Annotated in this window: 26 protein-coding genes and 1 pseudogene; 17 read left to right on the forward strand and 10 right to left on the reverse strand. The window is 43.4% G+C overall.

Annotation, left to right across the window (positions count from 1 at the left end; translation table 11 throughout):
* Nucleotides 1-66 precede the first annotated feature (66 nt).
* On the forward strand, nucleotides 67-1,035 hold the full coding sequence (locus tag V7K42_RS10725) for a hypothetical protein (RefSeq protein WP_334915975.1): 969 nt from the start codon (nucleotides 67-69) through the stop codon (nucleotides 1,033-1,035).
* A gap of 52 nt (nucleotides 1,036-1,087) precedes the next feature.
* Nucleotides 1,088-1,735 (forward strand): hypothetical protein, encoded by a 648-nt coding sequence (locus V7K42_RS10730; protein ID WP_334915977.1) that lies wholly within the window; start codon nucleotides 1,088-1,090, stop codon nucleotides 1,733-1,735.
* Between the two features lie 131 nt (nucleotides 1,736-1,866).
* Here the strand turns inward: V7K42_RS10730 and V7K42_RS10735 are convergent, their stop codons facing one another.
* Genes V7K42_RS10735 through V7K42_RS10750 form a run of 4 tightly spaced genes read right to left on the reverse strand, consistent with a single transcriptional unit; the run spans nucleotide 1,867 to nucleotide 3,122 of the window.
* Nucleotides 1,867-2,136 carry a hypothetical protein gene (locus V7K42_RS10735; protein WP_334915979.1) on the reverse strand — a complete coding sequence of 90 codons (270 nt, stop codon included), beginning with the start codon at nucleotides 2,134-2,136 and terminating at the stop codon, nucleotides 1,867-1,869.
* Nucleotides 2,137-2,196: 60 nt separating this feature from the next.
* The gene (locus tag V7K42_RS10740; RefSeq protein WP_334915981.1) at nucleotides 2,197-2,331 is read right to left on the reverse strand and encodes a hypothetical protein; all 135 of its coding nucleotides are present in this window, start codon (nucleotides 2,329-2,331) and stop codon (nucleotides 2,197-2,199) included.
* A 57-nt stretch (nucleotides 2,332-2,388) separates the two neighbouring features.
* Nucleotides 2,389-2,541: a hypothetical protein gene (locus V7K42_RS10745; RefSeq protein ID WP_334915983.1), complete on the reverse strand. Its 153-nt coding sequence runs from the start codon at nucleotides 2,539-2,541 to the stop codon at nucleotides 2,389-2,391.
* The gene (locus V7K42_RS10750; protein ID WP_334890627.1) at nucleotides 2,538-3,122 is read right to left on the reverse strand and encodes a tyrosine-type recombinase/integrase; all 585 of its coding nucleotides are present in this window, start codon (nucleotides 3,120-3,122) and stop codon (nucleotides 2,538-2,540) included. The genes V7K42_RS10745 and V7K42_RS10750 overlap by 4 nt, the downstream gene beginning before the upstream one ends.
* Before the next feature lie 218 nt (nucleotides 3,123-3,340).
* On the opposite strand from V7K42_RS10750, the gene V7K42_RS10755 reads away from it, so the two are divergent.
* The 9 genes from V7K42_RS10755 to V7K42_RS10795 all read left to right on the forward strand — a co-directional run bounded on the left by V7K42_RS10755 (nucleotide 3,341) and on the right by V7K42_RS10795 (nucleotide 8,545).
* Complete coding sequence (locus tag V7K42_RS10755; RefSeq protein WP_334915985.1) at nucleotides 3,341-3,655, forward strand: hypothetical protein; 315 nt, start codon at nucleotides 3,341-3,343, stop codon at nucleotides 3,653-3,655.
* A gap of 4 nt (nucleotides 3,656-3,659) precedes the next feature.
* Nucleotides 3,660-4,148 (forward strand): hypothetical protein, encoded by a 489-nt coding sequence (locus V7K42_RS10760; protein ID WP_334915986.1) that lies wholly within the window; start codon nucleotides 3,660-3,662, stop codon nucleotides 4,146-4,148.
* Entirely contained in the window at nucleotides 4,149-6,410 is a 2,262-nt protein-coding gene (locus V7K42_RS10765) for a hypothetical protein (protein WP_334915988.1), read from the forward strand.
* A 127-nt stretch (nucleotides 6,411-6,537) separates the two neighbouring features.
* Entirely contained in the window at nucleotides 6,538-6,879 is a 342-nt protein-coding gene (locus V7K42_RS10770; protein WP_334915990.1) for a hypothetical protein, read from the forward strand.
* Nucleotides 6,880-6,910: 31 nt separating this feature from the next.
* Complete coding sequence (locus tag V7K42_RS10775) at nucleotides 6,911-7,330, forward strand: hypothetical protein (RefSeq protein ID WP_334915992.1); 420 nt, start codon at nucleotides 6,911-6,913, stop codon at nucleotides 7,328-7,330.
* Between the two features lie 28 nt (nucleotides 7,331-7,358).
* Nucleotides 7,359-7,697: a hypothetical protein gene (locus V7K42_RS10780; protein ID WP_334915994.1), complete on the forward strand. Its 339-nt coding sequence runs from the start codon at nucleotides 7,359-7,361 to the stop codon at nucleotides 7,695-7,697.
* Entirely contained in the window at nucleotides 7,694-8,122 is a 429-nt protein-coding gene (locus V7K42_RS10785; protein ID WP_334915995.1) for a hypothetical protein, read from the forward strand. The genes V7K42_RS10780 and V7K42_RS10785 overlap by 4 nt, the downstream gene beginning before the upstream one ends.
* Before the next feature lies 1 nt (nucleotide 8,123).
* Nucleotides 8,124-8,312: a hypothetical protein gene (locus tag V7K42_RS10790; RefSeq protein ID WP_334915997.1), complete on the forward strand. Its 189-nt coding sequence runs from the start codon at nucleotides 8,124-8,126 to the stop codon at nucleotides 8,310-8,312.
* Between the two features lie 5 nt (nucleotides 8,313-8,317).
* Nucleotides 8,318-8,545 (forward strand): hypothetical protein, encoded by a 228-nt coding sequence (locus tag V7K42_RS10795; protein ID WP_334915998.1) that lies wholly within the window; start codon nucleotides 8,318-8,320, stop codon nucleotides 8,543-8,545.
* A gap of 7 nt (nucleotides 8,546-8,552) precedes the next feature.
* Here V7K42_RS10795 and V7K42_RS10800 read toward each other — a convergent pair whose 3' ends face one another.
* From V7K42_RS10800 to V7K42_RS10825, 6 genes and pseudogenes are all read right to left on the reverse strand, one after another.
* Nucleotides 8,553-8,741, reverse strand: coding sequence for a hypothetical protein (locus tag V7K42_RS10800; RefSeq protein ID WP_334915999.1), 189 nt, complete (start codon nucleotides 8,739-8,741; stop codon nucleotides 8,553-8,555).
* 378 nt (nucleotides 8,742-9,119) lie between these two features.
* Nucleotides 9,120-10,466: pseudogene (locus tag V7K42_RS10805) on the reverse strand (IS4 family transposase).
* 149 nt (nucleotides 10,467-10,615) lie between these two features.
* On the reverse strand, nucleotides 10,616-12,007 hold the full coding sequence (locus tag V7K42_RS10810) for a malic enzyme-like NAD(P)-binding protein (protein WP_334916000.1): 1,392 nt from the start codon (nucleotides 12,005-12,007) through the stop codon (nucleotides 10,616-10,618).
* 473 nt (nucleotides 12,008-12,480) lie between these two features.
* Nucleotides 12,481-13,563 carry a photosystem II q(b) protein gene (gene psbA / locus V7K42_RS10815; RefSeq protein WP_334916001.1) on the reverse strand — a complete coding sequence of 361 codons (1,083 nt, stop codon included), beginning with the start codon at nucleotides 13,561-13,563 and terminating at the stop codon, nucleotides 12,481-12,483.
* 369 nt (nucleotides 13,564-13,932) lie between these two features.
* Nucleotides 13,933-15,432: an MBOAT family O-acyltransferase gene (locus V7K42_RS10820; RefSeq protein WP_334916003.1), complete on the reverse strand. Its 1,500-nt coding sequence runs from the start codon at nucleotides 15,430-15,432 to the stop codon at nucleotides 13,933-13,935.
* 82 nt (nucleotides 15,433-15,514) lie between these two features.
* On the reverse strand, nucleotides 15,515-18,535 hold the full coding sequence (locus V7K42_RS10825) for a DUF1574 family protein (RefSeq protein ID WP_334916006.1): 3,021 nt from the start codon (nucleotides 18,533-18,535) through the stop codon (nucleotides 15,515-15,517).
* Between the two features lie 428 nt (nucleotides 18,536-18,963).
* On the opposite strand from V7K42_RS10825, the gene V7K42_RS10830 reads away from it, so the two are divergent.
* The 6 genes from V7K42_RS10830 (at nucleotide 18,964) to V7K42_RS10855 (ending at nucleotide 25,292) form a co-directional block, all read left to right on the forward strand.
* Nucleotides 18,964-19,200: a hypothetical protein gene (locus V7K42_RS10830; protein WP_334889551.1), complete on the forward strand. Its 237-nt coding sequence runs from the start codon at nucleotides 18,964-18,966 to the stop codon at nucleotides 19,198-19,200.
* 101 nt (nucleotides 19,201-19,301) lie between these two features.
* The gene (locus V7K42_RS10835; RefSeq protein ID WP_334916008.1) at nucleotides 19,302-22,400 is read left to right on the forward strand and encodes a phosphoenolpyruvate carboxylase; all 3,099 of its coding nucleotides are present in this window, start codon (nucleotides 19,302-19,304) and stop codon (nucleotides 22,398-22,400) included.
* A 73-nt stretch (nucleotides 22,401-22,473) separates the two neighbouring features.
* Nucleotides 22,474-22,728: a hypothetical protein gene (locus V7K42_RS10840; RefSeq protein WP_334916010.1), complete on the forward strand. Its 255-nt coding sequence runs from the start codon at nucleotides 22,474-22,476 to the stop codon at nucleotides 22,726-22,728.
* A 66-nt stretch (nucleotides 22,729-22,794) separates the two neighbouring features.
* Entirely contained in the window at nucleotides 22,795-23,100 is a 306-nt protein-coding gene (locus V7K42_RS10845) for a small RNA NsiR4-regulated ssr1528 family protein (protein WP_334889557.1), read from the forward strand.
* A 472-nt stretch (nucleotides 23,101-23,572) separates the two neighbouring features.
* On the forward strand, nucleotides 23,573-24,535 hold the full coding sequence (locus tag V7K42_RS10850; protein WP_334916012.1) for an aldo/keto reductase: 963 nt from the start codon (nucleotides 23,573-23,575) through the stop codon (nucleotides 24,533-24,535).
* A gap of 382 nt (nucleotides 24,536-24,917) precedes the next feature.
* Entirely contained in the window at nucleotides 24,918-25,292 is a 375-nt protein-coding gene (locus V7K42_RS10855; protein ID WP_334916060.1) for a hypothetical protein, read from the forward strand.
* Nucleotides 25,293-25,449 lie beyond the last annotated feature (157 nt).

Raw genomic sequence — 25,449 nt, forward strand, 5'->3', positions numbered from 1 at the left:
AAGCAAAAAGCCACCCAGATATCTAGTCGGTGGTGGCTTTCTGATTGAAATCAAACTAACAATATTATGCCAGAAAATAGCATACAAAATCAAGCTTTTTATCCACAACCCAAAGTTGTCTCTATCTCTAAAAACACAGAGAAGAGAGAACCAATTAAATACAATAAACCCCATTGCATAATCCCAGTAGCGGATATGACATGGGTGTTAAATCAAGCTAAAAGCATCCAATCATTGTGGAATGAATCTTGGCAAGCAGACCCCTTTGGTAGTCGATGGGTCAAGCTAACAACCACATTAAAATCATCAGCATTTAGATTAGCAAGACTTGCTTTATCAAAGAAAGGTCTGTTTCAATTCAAGCGTGAGACTTCCACAGATGATTCACGCAAAACAGAGTCATGGTCAGTCATCAATTTACACGGTGCTAGACGTATAAAAGACTTTTGGAACTCTGAAATAGCCGCCACAGATTCAGAGATATCCGCCATAGATTCAGCGATATCCGCCATAGATTCAACGATATCCGCCACAGATTCAACGATATCCGCCGCAGCCGTGGCGGATATCAAGAGTGAAAGCATTGCAAAGACTGGGGTTCCAGAACCTCTCAGTAACTCTTCATTATCTTCTCATGAACTTCTCAAAGAAGAAGTTCATGAAGAACCCACTATGAACGAACTCTTTGAGAGAGTTCGTTCTCGTGGGACAAAAATCGCGGATAAATTGGCAGATGCTATGGAGCGCTGTATGAAATTGTCCAGAGGAGAAGAACCCGAACAGTCTTTTAGGGAATTATTTGTTAGCAGGTACAAATGGCAAATTGATGAGGACAGATTTAAACAACTTCTTCAACTCACTAAAGAATGTACCCTTTCATTCTTTCAGAAATTCAAATACTTATACCAAAATGACGGTATGAGCGCCCCTAGAACATTTGATAAAGCCATAAGCCTTGTAATAAAAAATGCCTCAACTATCAATGAAGCAGTGAAATTACAGCTAGAAGCTTTCAATTATCAATCCACAAGTTGATTGATAAAAAAAGGCCGCTGTCACGGCCATGAATTCTTACTTCAAAAACATTATGAAACATAATTCTGATGTGCCTGGGCAATTAGCATTATTTGCTATTGCACCAACTTTTGAAAAAAGCACTACCATTCACGATCCTTACTGGGATGAAATACTTGCGCCCCAACACGAGGAACCAGAACAGAGGTGGAATCCTGCTGACTTTGGAGAAGTACCCCACAAATTAGACTCGGACGGTCAACTGACAATTTTCTACGACGATAGCGACGAGCCACCAGACCCAGACGATTTTAAAAACTTGGATGATTATCATCAAGCCTGGGCAGAGTGGCGAACACGTGTTGGGGCGCAAGTTACCACAAGCACCGTTGCGACCACAGTAGAATCTCGTGTTGGGGCGCAGGTATCACACATTACCCAAAAAGTTGCGCCCCAACACGATACCCACTGGGTAGAGCGCTACTGGGTGGAAAGGTCTGGTAATAAATATTGGTATTTTCGGTATTGTTGGATGACGGGCAGGAAGAAAAACCGCCGCTATATCGGCAGTGTGGACAGTATTACCGCAAAGGGGAGAAGGGAGTTGGTAGAAACTGCGATCGCAGATGGTAAATTACCAATTGAGATTGAGAAATTAATCAAAGGCTGGAAACATGAGCCGTCCACCATGCCCGAAATGCCACGGAATGCGCGTTTTTAAAAACGGCAGCTACAAGCTGTCTAACGGCCTTCTAAAACAGCGTTGGTTTTGTCAAGCTTGTCGCCAAGGCTTTATTCCTTCAACAACTCAGGAGATTCCCTCAGCAACTTCTGAAACTTCCGTAGTTCATCCTAGGTGCGAGCGGTAATATCCGGTTTTGTAAATTTCTGGGTAGACCGATAATTTTGAGTTCTCCAAGCAATGTAGCGGTCAATAAATTGTAAAAAATCCCCTGTGAGTTCGGGGATATTTCGAGATTCATCAAATATCAGCTTGGAATCTACCGCTCTAGCGTAATCCAAAATCTGATTTTCTAAGACAATGGGCACGCGGATAGTTTTCGTTTTCCCGTGGTTCCAGGTTGGCCCGAAGCTGGTGCTGTTTTTTCCTGGTCTGAGCATTAGCTGTTTCTTTAAATGCCTGTGTCAAGGCAGGATACAGCGATTGACAAGAAAATGCAATTACGAGTTACGAATTTGTTTTGCGATCGCCATTCGCCATTCCCCATTCCCTATTCCCCAATGACTAATGACTAATGAAAAGCGATCGCCACTTGCGTGCGATGGTGTACCCACCCTTTCCGTTGGCGATCGCAAGAACTATGAGGTTAGGTGTTATCAACTGACATTAGAGTATCCTCTGAAGCTGTGTTTTCACAAATATGGGTAAACCTGGTCTACCTCATCCCATGCCTGACTCGCTAAATTTTCGAGTGCCATCGCCAAGTACAGGGGATGGTCATATTCCCCTTGCTGCAAGCGCTCAAAGAAGATTTCGATTTGGAGGAATAGGAGTTTGGCATTCATAGAGTTGCTATAGCGCCGCGGCGTTCGTCCATTTCAATTTCAAAATAAGGGTCAAGTCCCTTGTTGTCGCGGTGTCCAGTGAAAGTGCGGATAATTTCTTTAGCAACTCCCGCTCGCCGCAATTTGTTGACCATACTCCGGCGGGTGCTATGAGTAGAAATTCCTTTAGCCTCAAATCCTGCCCCGTCCGATGCCCGCATGAAAATGTTATAGGCATTTTTCCAACAGATTGGCTTAGTTCCACATCTTGAGGGAAATAGCCACTCACTATCCGTTTGGGGTTGGTATCGCTCCAGGGACTCCTTCAAAATTTGATGCACTGGGATTTCCGTTGTTTCAGCTGTCCCGTCTGGCCTGTGTTTTCTGATGATGGCGGGGAAAATGATGTCTGACTTGGGCTGGCCTTTGCGATCGTAAACATCGCTCACCTTCAGTTGTACCAAAGCGCCCCACCTTTCACCCGTAAACCACGCTAAGTCTAAAAGCAATCTGTACTTCTCAGTTCGGATCTGCCGTCTAATTTTTGAATATTCACCATCTGTCAAGACGGCGGCTTTCCCCTTTCTGTTATTCTTTGGCATAGGTTCAGAATTAATTTTATATATTCCGCTTTTACCTGAGTCAGAGGTGAAAGCGGAATTATCTAAATATTTACTATTAGCAAATATTCGCTCAATCCTATTCGCAGCAATGGATACACCGCATCAGTGAATATTCCACTTCTACATAAAAGTGGAACATTTACATGAATTTCTAAAGCGAATACAACGGATTTATTCACTTCAAGAGAAAATTCGTTATGCAACCTGGAATCACTGACTTGTTTGGTGCAAACTCAACATTTTCCGGTTCACCAAAAGTATTAGAAATTCCTCTGACTTCCCTGCCTGCTCTTACAGGCGCAAATCCAACCGCTTTGGAACTGTATGCAGCGCTCGTCAGCTTTGCTCACAATTGGATTTCTGCAAACACCGACCAATCTGTATTGGTTGATAGCACTTTAACTATTTCATCGCCCATCACAAAAAACGGTATTGCGAGAACTCAATTTCAGTATGCTGAACGATTTTATGGCACTTACACTGCTCCAACTTTTGATCCTAATGCAGTTTAGATAAATGAGTAATTGCTATAGATTTTCTGGACAAGGGGTAAATAATGATGCCTTCTATGAATATTTTGCCTGTGGGGATTCCCCTTCTTTTCAAGCAATGGAAGGGGGACAAGCTTTATTTTTAGATGGCAGCCGACTAGGGGGAGGTGGATTTGTTTTTCGTACAGGAACTCAAGCCGTCTCTAGTTCCACAAACGACACACCTACCAGTGGCTATCAGACGTTTGGAAATTGTACAGCTTGCAAGCCAGTTATAGCTTTATATGATTGCATCAATGGGAAATGTACTGTTTCAACCCAATACAATACTCCTGGACTTTACGCTAACTTAACTGATTGTCAAGCCGTCTGCGCTAACGGCGGTGCTTGTGCGGCGGGCAAAAAATGCGTTGACCCGACGACATTCTGTCCAGATGGTAAAGTTTGCATCGACCAGGGCGAATTTGATTCAGCTGAAGCGTTGATTTCTAAAATTGGGAGTGAGGTTTGTTAGATGTCTAGTGCTGGTCAATCCTTAATTACCTCACTTTCAAATATCAGCAATTGCGCTGGACATCAATGTGATTGCTGTCAGCAATTACAGAGTCAAATTAATGAATTAAGGAATTTAATTAATAGTTCAAATAATGCGAATCTTCAGGGCGAGATTGATGCACTTAAACATCAGTTAGCTGATGTTTACCGCCAATTAGCACAAGACGAAATCCAAATTGGGAACCTAGAAACTGAACTTCACGATCTAGAAGCAAAACTAATCGCAATTGGTGCTGGAATTGCCGCAGTAGTAGCAGTAGTAGCCGCTCCTTTGATTGCTGCTGCACTTGAAGGTGTGTTTGCTGCGATCGCGGCATTAGGAGCAGAAGTAGCGGCTGCTGTTGCTGCTGCTGCCGGACTTCAAGCCGAAATTGTTGTGATGGAAGCCGAAATAGTGGGAGTAGGTGCAACTGCTGGCTCTGCTTTGGCATTAGCCACATCGGCTCAAGCTGAAATTATTACTTTAGAGGTCGAAATAGTGGGAGTGGGTGCAACTGCTAGCTCTGCTTTAGCTCTTGCTGGAACTGCTGAAGGAACTGCTGGTTCCGCTCTAGCTCTTGCCGGAACTGCTGAAGCTACAGCTAACTCTGCATTAGGAACAGCATTACCAGCATTAACCCTAGCTCAGAAAGCAGACTTGACAGCAGATTCAGCATTAGGATTAGCTGTTACGGCTGAAGGAACAGCCGATTCAGCATTGTCAATTGCTCAGATTGCGGAAGTTTTAGCTGGAACTGCTGAAGAAACAGCTATTGCAGCAGGTTCAACGGCTGGCATTGCTTTAACTACAGCAGAAACTGCGATTGCAGAATTGCAACCAATTGCGGCGCAAGTTCAATTTCAACAAGCAGAGCTTGCGTTCCTCGAACCACAAGTAAAAGTAGCTATCAGCTTGGGGACTGTAGCAGAAGGAGAAGCTGCCGCCGCCCTCGCTGCTGCTGAACTAGCAGAAGGTACAGCAGCTTCAGCGCTCCAACTTGGCACTGTAGCAGAAGGAGAAGCCGCCGCCGCTCTTGCTACTGCTGAACTTGCACTAGCTACAGCAGAAGCATCACTAGCTAAACCAATTATTCCAGGGCCCCCAGGGCCACAAGGTGAACCAGGACCAAAGGGCGATCCAGGAATACCCTTACCCCCATTGCAAGGCCCTCCAGGTGAACCAGGCGCTCCAGGACAGCCAGGGCCACAAGGTGAACCAGGAATACCCTTACCCCCATTGCAAGGTCTTCCAGGTGAACCAGGCGCTCCAGGACAGCCAGGGCCACAAGGTGAACCAGGCGCTCCAGGACAACCAGGGCCACAAGGTGAACCAGGCACTCCAGGACAACCAGGGCCACAAGGCGAACCAGGCGCTCCAGGACAACCAGGGCCAAAGGGCGAGCCAGGAATACCCTTACCCCCATTGCAAGGCCCTCCAGGTGAACCAGGCGCTCCAGGACAACCAGGGCCACAAGGCGAACCAGGGCCAAAGGGCGAGCCAGGAATACCCTTACCCCCATTGCAAGGTCTTCCAGGTGAACCCGGCGCTACAGGACAGCCAGGGCCACAAGGCGAACCAGGGACAAAGGGCGAAAACGGAAAGGACGCAGAAGTGAATTTAACAACAATTACCGTTCCATTTTTTGAAGGATGTAGCGATACTCACCAGCCCAATTATGGAACCCGAACAATAACTGTTATTCAAGGCACTGAAGTTCAAGAACTATTGAAATTCCAACAGATGGCAGAAATTGCAGGCGAGCAATGCAAAGTTGAAAATTCTGGCTCGTCAAATGTTATTGCAATAGCATCATTGCCTGAACGCTATCAACTTTCTCCCGATGGACATATTCCGCAATTAGTTTGTTTATTCCGTGAGTTGAAAAGTGATAATTCGCTAGGAAGTGATTGGTATCCAATAACAATCCCACATCCAAAAAACTCAATTGAAACTGAACAGACTTCTCTGCCAAATTACAAGAAAGGTTCATGGGAATTAATCTTGACTTTAAAAGACAATAGCAAAGTGTTTGTAAATGCTTTCTCTCAACAAGATGCAGAACAATTCTTGACAATTATTAAGACTCAGATTGACGCTGTGTATTTAGAAAATTCTTTTACAAAGATAGGGCAGAGAAAAGGACAAGCCTTAAAAGAAATAACAGTAAAAATGGTACGAGCAGATTATTATCCACAAGGTTCTATTAATTCCAAGCCGCAATGGTCTAAAAAGTTTGTCTAACGGGTCTAAAAAGCTTGGCTAATAACTCTCTTTGTACATACGTTGCTACGGAGCCTTAACACCTCCGCTCGTTGAGCTGTCGTTGTCGAAGCTATACTGTGTACAAATAACAACACAGTTGCTAAGTATGGCAAATCTAAAATCTTATCTATTAGTAATTGACAGTATCAATTACGCTCTGCACCTTGACAGTGATATTTACGACGGTATTAAAGAAATGGTTGGTTTAACTGATATGCCTGCCAGTCCTCCCGCATCTCTTAGGCAGACTTCTATAGCTGAATTAGAGAAGAATGGATTAGCTCATAAAATTAGCGTAGGTCTTGCGGGGACAGTAAATGGCAAGATCACAAAACGCAAAATAGTTTTTTGTCCTTCTACAAAGCCATTCAAAAACATGATCGGCAAACAGATTAAGAGCCTTTTTGTGAAATCTGCCAGCGTCAAAACCCATCGTAATTTTATCTAAGTAATAACAATAACTAAATAATAGGAGAAGCATGGCTGGACTTTATTCAACTCTAGCGGTTACTGGTACTCAGCTTGCACTTGATGCAACTGAAAAACCGTTTACATTTTATTTTCGAGGAGCAAAAGAACTTTACAAAGACAATGAGTGGTCAACAGCTACGGGAATTAAAGATGTTACTGAAACTCACGCAGGTCAAGTTGTTCTTACAGATATAGGCGATTTACTTTTACATGGCATTGTTCGGACTGCTGAAGTTGAAATTAAAGATTCTGATTCGGGTAAAGTTGTTGCGATAAAAAGAGTACGCTATGCCGGATCTAAGTCTTCAACAGTTGAAGAGAAAAAAGCTGACGGTGGAATTGTAGGATTAACTTGGAAAGGAGCTGGTAAGTTCCTTGGAAAACCAGTGACAGCAGTAATTGAAACTAGGAAGATGATTGTTGATTAAATTCATTAAATAAAATCTTCTAGTAAGTATGGATTTGTCTAGTGGTTGGACTTCTGTTGGAAATGGCAGTTTTACCTCTTCTAATGGCTACATTCCCACATTCACTGTACCAAGTCTTCTCAATGCCCAAGTCGTTGCAATTAAGATTTCGACAGATAACGCTAAACCTACTTGGTACACCGGGGCATGGGTAGATCAGAAAGTCTTGACCGGGCTAGATGGCTCAACTCCGTGGATTACTTTCTCTAAAAAAATTGGGCTTGGAGGGAATATTATCTTTTTCCCTCAAGTCATTTCTAACTATTTAGTAGATATTAGTTTTCCGACTTACTTTAAAACTGTATCTGTTGGGGTCTGGATACAATGATGAACACTCCAAAAGGCACTATTGCAGTTACCACTAATCCACAGCAAGGGATAGTTATAACCCTAGAAACTACAGAGATATTCTTAGCAACCCTTGTTAGTGTATCTATCTTATCTGGGGTGGCTATTCGAGTTATCAGTAAGATGAATACCATCTCATCTTCAATTACCCAAATTGAGAAAGCGCTTAAAGAGCAGGCGAGTAATACTGAAAAGATTGCTCGACTTGACCGGACTTTGGATTTACATATTCAGGAATATGTCAACCGAAAAGATGTAGTTCAAATGTTGATGGGACAGCTTGATCAAAAGATTAATCATAAGTTCAAAAGGCTGCTCTTTTATACAAGGGATATTCAACGCTTTCTACAGAAAGGCGGAAATTTCACAATTCGAGAATACGAAGAAAATACAGAGGAAGAATAAAATGTCTAAATCAACACTCAACACGCTTTCTACAATCGTTGGGTTGATTGCCGGCGGTTCATCTCTACTCGGCAGCACTGGGCTAATCAATCACTCTATTGCCGGAACTATTGGAGGCATTGCTACGGCTATTCTTGGCTATCTAGTCCAGCAGCCTGCCTCTGGTGAACAACCTCAACCTCAAAAGTAATAGATATGCCGCGAATCACTGAAGTTTTGCAAATTGTGAATTCACAAGGTAGGGGAATTGGCAAATGGCAATTAACTACTAGAGTTGATGAAAACAGCAAACCTCAAGGATTATGCAACCATCTACACAATTCTTACGATGAAGCTTGGAATTGTCTTGAGGCTTGGCAAGCAGCGAAAAAACTCTCTGGGGATTCATTGCAAACAGTTGACAAAATGGTGGGTTTTAGATGATATTGCTTTATTTATATAATCCAATCACCAAATGGGGACGAGTATTTCGCCATTCCTTAATCTCACTAGAAAGCGAGACGCGAGGCGTAGCTTGCTTCCCCGTAGGGGTGCGGCGGGCTATGCCTACACTAAACTGTAAGAATATGCTCATCAACAAAGGCAGGATGTAGGAATTTAGAACAGGATTTAACCCCATCTAATACAAAGCTTCCATTTTGGAGATTTTGGTGGGGACTTAAACCCGGATTTCTCACCACATCTCGATTAAGCCTGCGCTTGAGCAGGGGAGCAGGGGAGCAGGGGAGCAGGGGAGCAGGGGAGCAAGGGAGCAGGGGAGCAGGGGAGAGTTCAAATACCAAGTTCTTTCCCCTCTGCCCATCCTTCCCCTCAAGCTTGTGAGAAATGCGGGTTAAACCATTGCTTCCTCTGGTCGCAGGATCTTTGCAGATAGCAACACGAGAAAGCGAGTCCGCGAGCGTCAGGCAATCTTCCTCCTGGCTTCTGTCCTCTGCTTCCTGGGGCTTTCCAAGAAATAAATTATCCATTTTGTGGGATGGGCATCTTGCCATAGGTGTCAAGTTAAGGCAGATGCCCAAATGTCAAGTGAGGTTGCGGCGTTGCGTCGGTGTCGCTGACGCACTGCCTTAACTAGTCCCATAGAGCGTTGATGCTCAACCACCCAAGGAATAAGTTGTAGTTGTGGGTTTTGTAAAAGTGCGCGGTAAAAAAAATACAAACTGCGAAAAACCATTTCGACAGAAATACGTTCAATAGGCTGTTGCAAAGCCACAGCTACGTCGGCAGACAAATCATTGAGTACTGCATAAAAAATCCAGGTAGCATAGATTTGCATTTGCACACCATTAGTGCCGCCAACCCATAAATAAGATAAACCCAACAATCTTTTTGTGAGTAAAAATGCATCCTCAATTTTCCAACGTCGGCGATACAAATCACAGACTTGCTGTGGTGAAAGCTGTTGCGGGTCAAGGACATTAGTCAAATAATGATACCAAGTTTTACCCCAGAGTACTGACACTTGGCGCATCGGATAACCACAAGGATCAGTATGGTTGAGTCCCATTTGAATAATTTCATCTTTGTAATGAGAACTACTCGAAAGGCAGCGTACTACTTGATAGCGCACCTTGGCTTTTTGTCTAGTTAAAACATATTTTCCTTGCTGTGTTAGACTATCAAACCACTCAAACCCATAAAAACCCATATCTGTAATCAGTAAACCACCCACTGGCAGGCGTTGTGTTATTTCACTCCACCATTTGGTTTCGTTGCGTTTGGCATCAGCGTCAAAAAACGCAGCAACTGGGCGATGGCTAAATGCTTCTACTAGCATCAGCATCTTTCCCCCTAAAACTGCACCTGTTTTTTCTTGAAGTTGCCCCAAGTGTTTTTTGACTGCTTCCAAAGTCGATGCATCCGCAATCCATACTGCACTAAACTTCTCTCCTACTGATGCCCAAGGGAGTGCAATTCCAATTGGATTTTTTTTGGCTGCTAGGCGCTCTACTACTTGCTCAAACAGCTTACTAAACAACTGTGCTGGCAAGCTCTCAAGCCGTTGAGATAATGCTTGCCGACTTACAGACATTGCCTCTACCCACAACAATCCTTCAACTTCCAGGCAGCGAAGCACATCTGTTAAATAATTTATTTGTCGATATACCAAACTCAACATTATTGCTGCCATCACGGGTAGGGTTAGTATCCGCGATGCCTACGGCGGGCTGCGCCTACGCAAATTTCTCTGTTTGTCTTTTACATCTTTGAGATTGGCAAATGTCTCCGGACTTACCAGTTCAATCAACCGTGATTCTATCTCCTGATTTGTTGGGGCTGGGCAAGTTACCCGATGTCGAAAGTCTGGATTTCCTTGTTTTTTGCGTGGCTTACTCATGGCTATGAATTAACACCCTTGTGTTGAGTTTAACCACTGAGTTTGACCTACTTGACAAGTTTCTATTTTTCTTAACTTGACACCTATGGCAAGATGCCCATCCCACAAGAAAATTTGGGATATTTTTTTATTTGGAAGTCCCCTGCCTCCTTCACTTAATTCCGAGCGATACCTTCTTGACGGGCTGCTTGTTGTACAGCAGCAGCAACAGCGTTGACGACTCGCTCATCAAAGACTGAAGGAATAATATGTTCCCGATCCAAATCTGAAGGTTTGACTAAAGAAGCGATCGCATTTGCGGCTTCTAAATACATCGTGGTGGTAATTGTCTTTGCCCGACAATCTAAAGCCCCACGGAATACCCCAGGAAAAGCTAGGACGTTATTGATTTGATTGGGGTAATCACTGCGACCGGTAGCGATAACAGCAACATCTTTGCTGATTAATTCTGGCTGAATTTCTGGAATGGGATTTGCCATTGCAAACACAATTGGGTCTTTCGCCATTGAATTCACCATTTCTGGTGTCAAAACTCCTGGGGCGCTGACACCAATAAACACATCTGCCCCTTGCATTGCACCCGCTAATGTACCCTGAGCTTTCACGGCAAATTCGAGTTTTTCTTCTGTCAAATCGGTGCGACTGGTAGAGATAATCCCTTTAGAGTCGCACATCCAGATTTTTTCTACCCCAGCTTTACGGAGTAAGCGAGCGATCGCTACTCCTGCCGCCCCAGCACCGTTAATCACGATGCGGATTTCTGCCATTGTCTTATTTACCAGTTTTAGAGAATTAAATAACGCTGCCAAGGTGACAATGGCTGTACCGTGCTGATCGTCATGAAAAACGGGGATATCTAACTCTTCGCGCAATCTCTTTTCAATTTCAAAGCAGCGAGGTGCAGCGATATCCTCTAAATTCACACCTCCAAAAACTGGCGCGATATTCTTAACTGTCTGGATAATCTCTTCTGTATCTTGGGTGGCGAGACAGATGGGAAAAGCATCTAGTCCAGCAAATTCCTTGAATAGCATTGCTTTACCTTCCATGACTGGGAGAGATGCTGCTGGCCCCAGATTTCCCAATCCCAAAACGGCACTACCATCGGTAACAATGGCAACAGTGTTTTGTTTGATGGTTAACTTGTAAACTTCCTCTGGATCTTGAGCGATCGCCGTACAAATTCGACCAACTCCAGGTGTGTAAGCCATTGCTAGATCGGATACACTCTTCAGAGGAATTCTGCTAGTAATGCTGATTTTGCCACCGCGATGCAAATTAAACGTGCGATCGTAAACACTGAGTAGCTTGATGTCTGGCAAGGCTTTGACTGCTTGCACAATGGTTTCAGCATGTTCAGTACTAGCAGCATCTACAGTCAGATCGCGGATGGACTCTTTGCGGGTTTGCTCGATTAAATCAATTTGACCAAGATTACCGCCAGTAGTTGCGATCGCCTGTGTTATCGATGCCAACATCCCTATCCGATTGGGAATCTGCAAGCGCAGCGTCAAACTAAAACTAGAATTAGGAGTTAGGTCTGCCATGTTGATTTTGGATTTTAAGTTTTAGATTTTATATTGAATTGAGACGAAAACTAAAATTTCAGACTTGTAGTCAGTAGAAACACAATTAATGTCGTCAGTAGTTAGTTTACTCACTGCTGGCAGTTTTGATAATTATTTTTATTTATATCAGTGTATTTACTAATATAAATGAGTCACAATTTAGTAATTGTACCCAAAGACAGCAGATATTTTTTTAAAATTTTATTACTCAGCAACCTTGCCTAGCTAAATGTTCAACAAATTCGTCCGGCTTGAAGAGAAAATTACCACTTGAATCCCATATACTAGGCTCCGTTAATTCTATTTATGACTGGCTTTGTGATGTGGAAGCATCGCTATCGAACAAAATCTACTACAGGATTATATTAAACGGCCCGTTTTTTTTAAATAGGTACAAATAAAAAGCGCCCCCCATTTCTGGAGGGCGCTTTTTATTTAGCTAATCTTCAGAATTAACCGTTGATAGCAGGAGCAGTCATTGCTACAGGAGTGATTTCACCAGCAGCTAAGTCTAGGGGGAAGTTGTGAGCGTTACGCTCGTGCATTACTTCCATACCCAAATTAGCGCGGTTGATTACGTCTGCCCAAGTGCTGATAACGCGACCTTGGGAGTCAATGATTGATTGGTTGAAGTTGAATCCGTTCAGGTTGAACGCCATCGTGCTGATACCCAAAGCGGTGAACCAGATACCGACAACAGGCCAAGCTGCTAGCAAGAAGTGCAATTGACGGCTGTTTTGGAATGATGCGTATTGGAAGATCAAACGACCGAAGTAGCCGTGGGCTGCAACGATGTTGTAGGTTTCTTCTTCTTGACCGAACTTGTAACCGTAGTTAAGAGATTCGGTTTCGGTGGTTTCACGCACTAATGAAGAAGTTACTAGAGAACCGTGCATTGCAGAGAACAAGGAACCGCCGAATACACCAGCCACACCTAACATGTGGAAGGGGTGCATCAGGATGTTATGTTCTGCTTGGAACACAATCATGAAGTTGAAGGTTCCAGAGATACCCAAAGGCATACCATCAGAGAAAGAACCTTGACCGATAGGGTAGATCAAGAATACTGCGGTAGCGGAAGCCAAAGGTGCGCTGTAAGCTACGCAGATCCAAGGACGCATACCCAAGCGGTAAGAAAGTTCCCACTGACGACCGAGGTAGCAAGCGCAACCGATCAAGAAGTGAAAAACTACCAACTGGTAAGGTCCACCGTTGTACAACCACTCATCTAAGGAAGCAGCTTCCCAAATTGGGTAGAAGTGCAAACCGATAGCGTTGGAGGAAGGTACTACTGCACCAGAGATGATATTGTTCCCGTAGATCAATGAACCTGCGACTGGTTCGCGGATACCATCAATGTCTACTGGAGGTGCTGCGATGAAGGCAATTACGAAGCAGACAGTAGCAGCTAGTAGGGTTGGGATCATTAGAACACCGAACCAACCAACATATATACGGTTGTCGGTGCTGGTGATCCACTCGCAAAAGCGATCCCATACGTTAGCGCCAGAGCGCCGTTGTAAGGTTGTGGTCATGGTTTTATAAGTGCTGTTTTTTGTTAAAAATGGAACAAGCGGATATTATTTTCGCCTGTTAGATTACAGTCTACATGAATTTACTTGGATGCATACTGTGGCTTAATATTCTGTAATTAAATTCCTTAAAAAGCTCATCAAACTGTAAAGTTTTACTACTTAAACAAGACTGATAAGAGTGATAGATTAACTCTCTGTAAGGCATTTCAACACCAGACTAGCTATAACTTTCAATGATGCGATCGCCTATTTAATTCTCTTTACATTCGTTTACAAATCGCCTGGTTAAAAAATTTTAATTTTTGTTGATTCGTGAAAAAATAATAAGTTGGAAATTGCCTTATGTTGCTGTCGATTGTTGCTAGAAACTTAAAAATCAAAGTATATATAGGGCAAACTACCTTCAGGAGCTAATAACCAAACAGCGTAGAAACATAGAGGGACAAAGACAAGCTTAATAGGCCAGTTAAACTCTAACTTCAGCATTCTGTTGAAGGTATAGACTATAGCCATCATGGCCGCTAATGCTACAAGTACCCAAGTAAGTTGGTATTGACTGATGTTTAAGGCTTCTACATAGACTTTTTCAGCAAACTGAGCGTCAGCAGGATAACCCAAAAGGTGTCGAATTACTAAAGAAGAGTCTTGGAGATTAGGTAGACGGAACCAAATCCAAGAGGTAAAAACCATCAGTTGAGTCAATAACCAAGCGACAAAGATACCTAGAGGATTTTGCCAGAAATGTTCTAGATTTTCAAAGCGATCGCTCATCGCATCTGTAAGTCGATGAACCACCAAAGCTAACCCGTGGAATATGCCCCAAATGACATAACCCAAAGAAGCCCCGTGCCAGATACCAGCGATTAGCATCACAATAAATAAATTCCAGCAGGTACGGATTAAACCCCGACGGGAACCACCCAAAGGAAAGTAGACATAGTTACGTAGCCAATCTCCTAGAGTCATGTGCCAGCGCCGCCAAAATTCTCCAATACTGGTGCTGAAGTAGGGAAAGTCAAAATTCTCAGGTAGAACCAAGCCAAAAAGCAAGGCACTCCCACGGGCAATATCTACGTAACCATTGAAATCTAGATATAACTGCAAGCCGTAGGCGAATATAGCTAACCAGAGATCGGTACTACCGGCCCGTTGTAAGTTACCAAAACATAAATCGACAAAAATTCCCAGGTGGTCTGCAAAAATACCTTTTTTGACTGCCCCTCTGGCAATTAACCATAGCGCTTCTGCTACTCTATCGGCACTGGGAAAATCTAGCGTATTGAATTGATTTGCTAAGTTGTGATAGCGCGTAATCGGGCCAGAAATCAGTTTAGCGAAGAATAATTTGTAGGTGGCAAATTTGAGAAACTGCTCAGTAGCAGGGGCACCGCGATAAACATCGATTAAATAGGCAATACATTCAAAGGTGAAAAATGAAATTCCCAAAGGTGCAATCAATTTAAAGGAATTATCTGGTGAGTTGGTTTGGATATTGAAAACAAACTTGAATAAAGGGGTTAGATACTTAAAAGTTAATAATAGTAAAACATTTAGAGTTATACCCAACCACAAAAGTTTTAGACGACGACGATTCCAGTCACCTTGAGCAAATTGCCACTCTTCATTAGAAATTTGCCAGTCAAGAGAATGTTTTCCTGGTGATGTATTTTTTCCAATCTCCAGTCCCACACGGAAATTAATAAACGTCAATGCTAATAGTAATGGTATGTATTGGATGTGCAAAGATGCATAAAAAACCAAACTAGCAATTAACAATGTCCACAATCGCAATTTCTGTTGTGCTAAAGACCAGTAAATTCCTAAAACACTCAACAAGAACAGCCCATAGAAAATTGATATAAAGTTCATTTTTTAGTCATTTGTCATTTGTCATTTGTCATTCGGCATGTAGATTATTCTCCTTCGTCCCCAATCTTCGATCCCCTACTGCCTACTTCACTGGCCAAGGAATCATCGGGTCATTAGCCAACTTTTTAGAGACTTCGTATGCGCCAAAACGGTTGAGATGGCTGGGATCGGAAAAGTAGTCATTTGCTTTTGGCCACTTTTGGCTTAAATCTCGATAAATAAAGTTGGGATTAGTGGCTAGACGCAACATATATTGCTGAAATTGTTGCTCATATTGCTTCCGCACTGGATCTAAATAATCTGCCGTGAGAGGCATGTTAACAAAGACTAAGGAAATTTTCTGAGATTGGGTAAACTGAAGCACTTCTTGGAAAGCAGTATCTTGCTGTCCTTCTACTTGGAAAGATTTATAGTCGTTGTCGTAATTTCCGGGAACTCTAGAATGTTTTTGATAGTACCTAGCAGGATTGAAGCGAATAGACAAAGGTAGAAAGCCATCAAAGTCAACTGCTTGCTGAGAAATACTCTCATCTGAAGTCCCATCTGTTAGCTGTTTTTCTGATGCAACTGTCTGACTTCGACCAAGTACAAGCAATTGTTTTTGCAGTAAACTCTTTATTTGGTCGCGGTTTTGATAGCTAGCAGAAACAGATGCTAGAGCTTGATTTAACGACTGATTGACAGCTTGATATGTACTGACCTCTTGTTTTTCTTCGTTGGTTTTTTGTTCTGCCAAATTTACTGTATTCTCTTTTTCTGGCAAATCATTGGTACTTCCAGTTGTTGGTGTTTTTTGGAATGCTTGTTTATAACCGGCTGATGCAGCAAGGGATTTAAAGGTAATATCCTCGCGTCCACCGTTGAAAGCACGCGCACCATCTGCCCAAATAATTATTTTGGGTAGTTCTGATGGTTCCAGCACGTGACGAATTACAAAGTCTACAACTTGTGCGGTAGCACCGTTGATCCCAAAGTTAAACACGTCAAGATTTGGATAGCCCTGAGTTGCTAAAGCTTTAGAAAGTGCTGCCGGATCTACTCCTCTAAGGGCGCGGGAGGAGCCGATAATTAATACATCTGGCGGAGTACCGGTTCTAGCCAAACGTTGTTTGTACAGTGCTAGCTGCTCGTCTAACTGTCTAACATTGAAGCTTGGCAGCTGCGATCGCGCTGCTAAAAGAATAGCTGTTGCGGTTGCTTTTTCTTTCAGTGGTGCGGCTGCCAAATTCTTTGTCGGGGTATCATCACTTTGCGTAAATTCCGAAGCATTAAATACAGAACTTTGATTTGGCGGAGATTTTATTTTAGAAGTGTGGCTAAAAAATGTCGTTTTCTCACTCTGAGTTTTCCCAGATGTCAAAGATGTCTTTTGCCCAGAAGATGATGAAGCCACAACACTGGCTACTTTTGGCTGCGGCGTAGTTTGTGCAATAATTCGACCCAACACCCAATCAGTTTGCAGGGTGAGTAATAATCCCAGTGTTCCCCAAACTAGAGCAATTTTAAGTCCTTGATCGTCAGGGTTTTGTTCTACTGGCTGGTCGCTTTCAGTAAATAGCTGGCTTTTTAACAGGAATTTTTTCGCGGTTGCACTTGCCGTTGCTATCCAATCTCGCGCTACTTCTGTCACAAAACTTTGAACTTCTTCTGTCGTTAAGTCGGGGCGCAAAATTGGCTCACTAGTCTCAGAGGGTACTAAATCATTAACGTATTTAGAAGTAGCAGCGAATTCTGGGGTTGCTTCTGGTACTAAACGTTGGCGATGTTCGAGATCAACGCCATAGTGCCAAAAAGGTTCTTTATTCCCAGCCCGGCGACCGTAGATACGTACTCCCATAATACCGGGAATTTTCAAATGGCGAATAAACTGCGTAATTTTACTTGCTACTTGTTGACGACCTGGACAAACAGGCGCATCACATAAAATATGCAGTAAATCATTTTTTTTCAACAGGAGGACGCGAATTCCACCTGTCAATAAACGCCAATCCAGGTCAGGATTGAGTAAACGCTCCAGTAAAAATATGATGGCTGGTTCATCGCCAGTATTTGCCAAATCTAGCGGAGATGTGGCAAAGGCGGGATGGTTTGTGGCGGGTAAAGCTAGCCAATCAATCCAAGTGGGTTGCTTGTCGCCTGCTTTTTGTCCGTATACGGTGGCGGCAAGAATGCCTTGAGGGGCGATCGCTTCTAGCTGCGGTACAATCGCCTTTAAGCACACTGCTTTTTCGGGAATTGGCGCAGTTCCTAAAGGGTCAAAAGCTGGCGTACAAAAGATATGTAGTGTTGATTCTTTCAGAGAAGCTTGGACAGCAACTTTTAATCCTGATAATACCTCAGTTAATAATCGGGCGATCGCTTGGATATCACCCCAACGCGCCCATTCTTTCAGCATTACCTCTGGCGGCGTTAAATCCACACGCAGCAGCCAATCAGGGGCAGTTTCGCCCTTTACCTGGGAAACAATTACGGCATCTTGGTAGCCGGAAAGCTTGAGATAACGCAACTTCTGTGCTATTGGTTCAGCAAGCAACGATGCATCGGGGCTATAGCTCGACTGGCAAAATATCCACAGGCGATTTTCTTCTGGTTGAGAGTTCTTTGATGATTTATATGGCTTAATCTTTGCCTGTACTGACACCCCTAACGTACTTAGAGTTTCGCTGAGATATCGAGCGATCGCCTCTGGGTTCCCTTGACGTGCCAAACTTTCGTTAGAGACAATTAGCGCCCCACCCGATTGTTTTGATTTTTCTGAATCTGCTAGCAAGGCTTGTTCCACCTGCTCCAGATGCTTATCTATTTGATTCAAGTAAACCCGATGGCACCATTTGGGGCGCTGTTCCCCTTTTCTTCGGCCATAGACAAATACTTGATATATTGAGGTTTGTTCGCTGTTTGTGAGGATATCTAAGTTTGTTTGCTGTAGTGCTTGCAGCAAATCAGACAAAGTACGCCAACGCTGTGGACATTCTGTACCTTCACAAAGAATATGAAGATCATTTCCCCGTAACCGAACTTTCACCCCGAAAGTGTTGATCCCTGTGGCTTGGCTTACCCATTGCACTAAGGATTGCTGGCGATCTGGTAATACTGTTTTCATGGGAAGTTAACTTTACAGTCAGCGATTGTTGGGGGATAGTGCCTGCACTTGTAAACTAGAACCATAGGTCTATCACACTCTGACGTTTTTTTTTAACAATTTTGTTACCTTCGGAGCTCACAAAATCGGCCAAGATAGTCTTGTACGGGTTGCAAGTCTGACTAATATTGAGTTTTGCGTTTATTTTACTAATAGGGAGTCACAATTCAGAAGTCAGAAGTCAGAATAATTCTATATGACTAACTGATGACTTGTCCTTTAATACCGGATTCGCGTCTACTGTACCTGATGGACGAAACAGACAACAAGTTTATCTCATTTAAAGTCCATCCCTCGATCGTTGGAGTCATCTTAACTCCTAATTTCTGACTACTGTACAGACGCGATTAATTGCGTCTCTACTCATATCCCATAACCAAAAATTAGCAATGCCTCCTGTCAACCAAGAACCCTCAACCAACCCGCCATCCAATCTCGATTTATTTACCATTCCCAAATCGTTCCTTTTACAAGTAGGTACAGCGTCTATATTACTGCTGCTAATTACCGGAAAAACCACCGTAAGGGCACTAGAAACCATCGGGGAAGCCAGTGAAGAATTGTTTCGAGGCGATCGCCTACCCATTCTCGACTTCCCAGAGGAGCGCGAAACTAATCAAACTTAGAAAATATACACCAAATAATTATTTGCTCAGGAATAACCCGATGAGCATTCAGTAGAAAACCTAGAAGCGTAAACAGTAATTAGCTTTACAAGATAGAGAATATGGGTTCCCTTTTATACTCTTCGTCTCAAACTGCGGATATATACCCGGTGTCGGAATTATTTTTGCGTCATCGTCTCCAGGTAGTGGAAGAATTGTGGGAGTCAGTTCTCCGGCAAGAATGCGGACAAAATATGGTAGATTTGTTGCGGCAGTTGCGCGATTTGTGTTCGCCAGAAGGACAGGCAACAAATGACCAAGCATCCTCAGCCGTCAAATTAATTGAACAACTAAATATCAACGAAGCAATCCGTGCGGCTCGTGCTTTCGCTCTCTATTTTCAGTTGATTAACATCATTGAGCAGGAATACGAGCAACGGCAGCAATTGAGTCGCTATGAGGCAGAAACAGAAGCGACAGAGGCAGAAAGAGCATCTAATGTCAACTATTCGTCCAATCAAAGAGAAAATGACGCGCCTGTTAGCAAGGGACTAGCAGCAGAATTCCTGACTAAGAATTATCTAGAAAAAGCACCAGTCAAGCCAAAAGGGACTTTCGCTGCTTTGTTTCCCTATTTATTTAAATTGAATGTACCACCCCAGCAAATTCAACGTCTAATTGCTCATCTAGATGTCCGCTTAGTTTTCACAGCGCACCCGACGGAAATTGTTCGTCATACTATCCGTGATAAACAGCGACAGGTGGTGCAACTCTTGCAAAAACTGGATGCTTTGGAAAACCGTTCTGGGGCTGCATCTGGCGGATATGCTTGGGAAGCAGCAGATGTTCGCGAACAATTACTCGAAGAAATTCGCTTGTGGTGGCGCACTGACGAACTTCATCAGTTTAAACCCACGGTGTTAGATGAAGTAGATTATGCCTTGCACTACTTCCAAGAAGTTTTATTTGATGGCATTCCCCAACTTTATAAACGTTTCAAACACACCCTATCTAGTACCTTTCCTTGGCTAGAACCACCGAGTAAAAACTTTTGCTCTTTCGGCTCCTGGGTAGGCTCAGACAGAGATGGGAACCCATCAGTAACACCAGAAATTACCTGGCAAACAGCTTGCTATCAGCGCAAAATGGTGCTGGGGAGATATATTCAGTCAGTGAAAAATCTGATTGAATTGTTGAGTGTGTCGATGCACTGGAGTGATGTCTTACCAGATTTGCTGGAATCTCTAGAGTTAGATCAGTCCCAGTTGAGTGAAGTGTACGATGCACTGGCGCTGCGTTATCGACAAGAACCTTATCGGCTGAAACTAGCTTATGTGCTGAAACGGCTAGAAAATACCCGCGATCGCAATCTCGCTTTGTACAATCGAGAAACGCCAAAAAATCAAGATAGTCCCCTATATCGTTCGGGAGACGATTTTTTAGCAGAACTGCGGATGATTCAGCGCAACTTGACAGAAACAGGTTTAAGCTGTCGGGAATTAGAAAATCTCATCTGTCAGGTAGAAATTTTCGGTTTTAACTTGACACAGTTAGATATTCGTCAAGAATCATCCCGCCACGCCGATGCGCTGAATGAGATCCTAGAATACCTGCAAATATTACCTCAACCTTACAACGAACTATCTGAGGAGCAAAGAGTCGCTTGGCTCACAGGAGAACTGCAAACCCGTCGGCCATTAATTCCGGCAGAATTGCCATTTTCCGAAAAAACCAACGATGTAATTGAAACCTTTCGCATCGTGCGATCGCTCCAACAAGAATTTGGTCTTAACATCTGCCAAACTTACATTATCAGCATGTGCCGCGACGTAAGCGACGTGCTAGAAGTACTACTGTTAGCCAAAGAAGCCAGACTTTTTGACCCCGCCATAGCTGTGGGAACCATTCAAGTTGTCCCCCTATTTGAGACAGTAGAAGACTTACAACGCTCCAGAAGCGTCATGCGGAACCTGTTTGAACTCCCCTTATATCGTGCCTTGTTAGCCGGCGGCTACGAACAGACAAAAACAGAGACTGTTGTGGATGAAAATTCATCCCCCCCTGCCTCCCCTGCCTCCCCTGCTCCCCCCGCCCCCTCTTCCCCTCTCCCCGTGAACTTACAAGAAGTAATGCTGGGATATTCTGACAGCAACAAAGATTCTGGTTTTTTAAGCAGCAACTGGGAAATTCATAAAGCCCAAAAATCACTGCAACAAATAGCAGAAAACTACAATCTCAATTTACGGATTTTTCACGGACGCGGCGGTTCTGTGGGGCGGGGTGGCGGCCCTGCTTATGAGGCGATTTTGGCTCAACCAGGTCATAGTATCAATGGGCGAATCAAGATTACCGAACAAGGAGAAGTTTTAGCTTCTAAATATTCCTTGCTGGACTTGGCTTTGTATCACATGGAAACCATCACCACTGCTGTGATTCAAGCTAGCCTGCTGCGGACAGGGTTTGATGATATTGAACCTTGGAATGAGATTATGGAAGAGTTAGCAGCCCGATCGCGTCAACATTATCGGGCTTTAATCTACGAACAGCCTGATTTCGTTGACTTCTTCCACCAAGTAACCCCAATTGAAGAAATTAGCCAGCTACAAATTAGTTCCCGTCCAGCCCGCCGTCCATCTGGTAAGAAAGATTTAAGCAGTCTGCGAGCTATTCCTTGGGTATTTAGCTGGACACAAACCCGCTTTTTGCTTCCTTCGTGGTACGGCGTTGGCACAGCTGTACAAGAATTCTTGAACACAGAACCAGAAGAACACTTGAAATTGCTGCGCTACTTTTACGTTAAGTGGCCCTTTTTTAAAATGGTGATTTCTAAAGCCGAGATGACTTTGGCAAAAGTAGATATGCAAATGGCACATCACTACGTTCAGGAATTGTCAAAACCAGAAGATAGACTTCGTTTTGCAAAGGTTTTTGACCAAATTGCCAGCGAGTTCTATCTCACAAGAGATTTGGTCTTAAAAATCACCGATCACAATCGACTGTTAGATGGCGATCCTGTCTTGCAACGATCTGTACAGTTACGCAATGGCACAATTGTTCCCTTGGGATTTATCCAAGTTTCCTTGCTGAAGCGTCTACGCCAGTCTATGAATACCAATGCTACTTCTGGAGTCATCCATTCTCGTTACAGCAAAGGCGAGTTACTGCGAGGAGCATTGTTAACTATTAATGGAATTGCAGCTGGGATGAGAAATACAGGTTGAACCACTGTGTGGAGTCATTTGTCATTTGTCCTTAGTCCTTGGTAATCTTCAAATGACAAATCACAAATGACAAATGATTAAAAACAGAGTTTTAGTTTGCACTTTTTTGGCGCTGTCATCCGGTTTCTTTGGTGCTTACATCAGTGGGCAAATCACCATAATGCTGCATAGCCAAAAGTGTCAAAATCAACCTTGGGGTTTAAAAGAAATGTGCAACGCTTGGATGACACCAGGAGCAATATGGCAAGGTAGCACAACAGGACTATGGACAGGCACTATTTTAGGAGCGTTTGTTGGGGGTTTGGTAACGCGACAAGTTCGTGATTAATCTCAGTGGGAAAAAGGTGTCAGCAAGGCTGGTAAAATCTACCCATAGCCTTAAGAGCAAATCACTATGCCTACTGATACTAACCCAGGGAATCAAACTACCACAGGTGCTGATGCTATTGATGAAGCGATCGCACAGGGAATTGATTTTGATGGTTCTCCGATTCCGCCTGCCAAATTAGAACTTTATGGTAAAGTCATGGCGCTAGAGGGTAATAGACAACGCAGTGGCGTATCTAATACCATGCGATCGCGCATTGTGCGAATTGGTGCAAAACATATTCCCCAAACAGAACTCGACCAATTACTTGTAGATGCTGATTTCGCACCCCTAAAAGAAAAAGAAATTGCCTTTTTTTATAGCGGCAAATAAATATAGCTGGAGCAAATAAATTCGCGTCTACACAAACTCTCGTCCGCCTCCGCTGACTAAGAGAAAATTAAGGTTTTAACCCACACCGATGGTTAAACCCGCATTTCTCACAAGCTTGAGGGGAAAGATGGGCAGAGGGGCAGAGGGGAAAGAACTTGGTATTTGAACTCTCCCCTGCTCCCCTGCTCCCCTGCCCCTCTGCTCCCCTGCTCAAGCGCAGGCTTAATCGATATGTGGTGAGAAATCCGGGTTAAAGTCTCGTGTAGACACGGATTATAACCGCCGCTTTAACGTCAAATTAACTCTCTACCTCACACACCCAAAATTGCCATCGGTATTTTGGCTTCTTTAGTATTTTCCCAATCGCTTCAAAAACTGTATCTTCAGCAAGATATTGTCAAGTTTGCCTTGCATTTTGAATTGGCACACAGCTATATGTACTTAAGTAATAGCTGAAAGACTTGGAGAACAGATGTCAGGAACTACGCCAAATTCAGAAATGCTATATCGAGTTCTCGGCAATACCGGAGAAAAAGTTTCTGCGATTGGATTGGGTGGTTGGCACATTGCCTTAAAACACGTTGACGAGCAACTGGGTATCCGAATTGTTAGAACAGCGATCGATCGCGGCATCAATTTTATGGATAACAGTTGGGATTACAACGATGGAGTCAGCGAGATTCGCATGGGAAAAGCTCTGCGCGATCGCTACCGCGATAAAGTTTTCCTGATGACGAAAATCGATGGTCGCTCTAAAAAAGAAGCAGCAAAACAGCTAGACGAATCACTTCAACGCCTGCAAGTGGATTGCATCGATCTCGTTCAGCACCACGAAATTATTCGGTACGAAGACCCGCATCGAGTTTTTGATGAAGAAGGAGCGAATGCTGCCTTAATTGAGGCACGGAAGGCTGGCAAACTCCGATACATCGGCTTTACTGGACACAAAGACCCCCATGTTCATCTGCACATGCTGGAAGTTGCAGATGCTCACGGCTTTAAATTTGATACGGCTCAGATGCCTCTCAATGTCATGGATGCTCACTACCGAAGTTTTGCAAAGCTGGTTGTACCAGAATTGGTACAACAAAATATCGGCGTGCTAGGAATGAAAAGTATGGCAAATGGTATTCTTTTAAAATCCAATACTGTAACGCCGATTGAGTGTCTACACTATGCTTTGAATCTACCTACATCGGTTGTGATTACCGGAATTGACAGTATGGAGATTTTAGAGCAAGCTTTTGAAGCTGTGCGAACATTTCAGCCAATGAATGACGAGCAAGTGCGATCGCTCTTAGCAAAAACGGCAGAAGCGGCATCACGCGGCGAGTTTGAGCCTTTCAAAACCTCATCAATCTTTGATAGCACTGCCCAAAATCCAGATTGGCTAGGAGAGGAACCAGAGCGCATCCAACAATTGATGTCAGCGTAATGCTTTCTTAGTGTTGTCTCTAAAGAAGTTCACAAAATTATACAACACTAAAGCATCTTGCCGTTTAGTAATTGCATTGTCACGCTATTTAATGCAACCTCTGACAATAGGATTGTTTTAACTGACAATGCGAATGTTTCGACTGACAATGCGATTGTTTCGGCTGACAAAGGGATTGTTTCGACTGACAAAGGGATTGTTTCGACTAACAATGAGATTGTTTCGACTGACAATGCGATTGCGTAAACCCGCAAAAATAAACTCACGCTTTTTTTAACTTTGTTCTACCTAAAATCTGTCCATCTTCACGGCGTACATCTGTGCAACTGTTAGTTATATTGTTTCAATGGGCACAATAATAATGTCCCTTATAGCAGTATATATGCCTGTTCAGGATAAAACACGCCGTTTACCCTCTCAATCAATTAGTCAAGATATAACTTCATTGCACGGTTTACAAACCATCAATACATACAATACAACCCGTGCTGATGCGTCTTTAGCAAATTTACAACAAGCTTATCAGGCTATGTTGGTGCAGCAACAAACCGAAACCGAGAAACTAACTTTATACCGTGCTGCTGCTGATGCTGCGCGATTAGCAGAATGGGAATTTCATAATGCTGTGTTAGCCATGAAAGAAGTTGTGCGCGGACAATATGGATCGGATAGCGATCAAGCTCAAGCAGTTGGACTGAAGAAAAAATCAGAACGCAAGCGTCCCAACCGGAAAAAGTCAGTTGAGATTGCAAATTAATTAACTCAAAAGCGATCGCTGACTTTTCCCCAAGCGCGTTAGCGTAGCTCACCGTAGGTATCGCCCGTGTCTAAAATCCCGTAACCTGTTTAATTACCAGCAAAAAATCTTGACTCAAAATTCAATCTATCAAAATAGTGAACTTGTTTCATAACTA

Source organism: Nostoc sp., assembly GCF_036917455.1.
In the GTDB taxonomy this organism is placed as follows: Bacteria; Cyanobacteriota; Cyanobacteriia; order Cyanobacteriales; family Nostocaceae; genus Nostoc.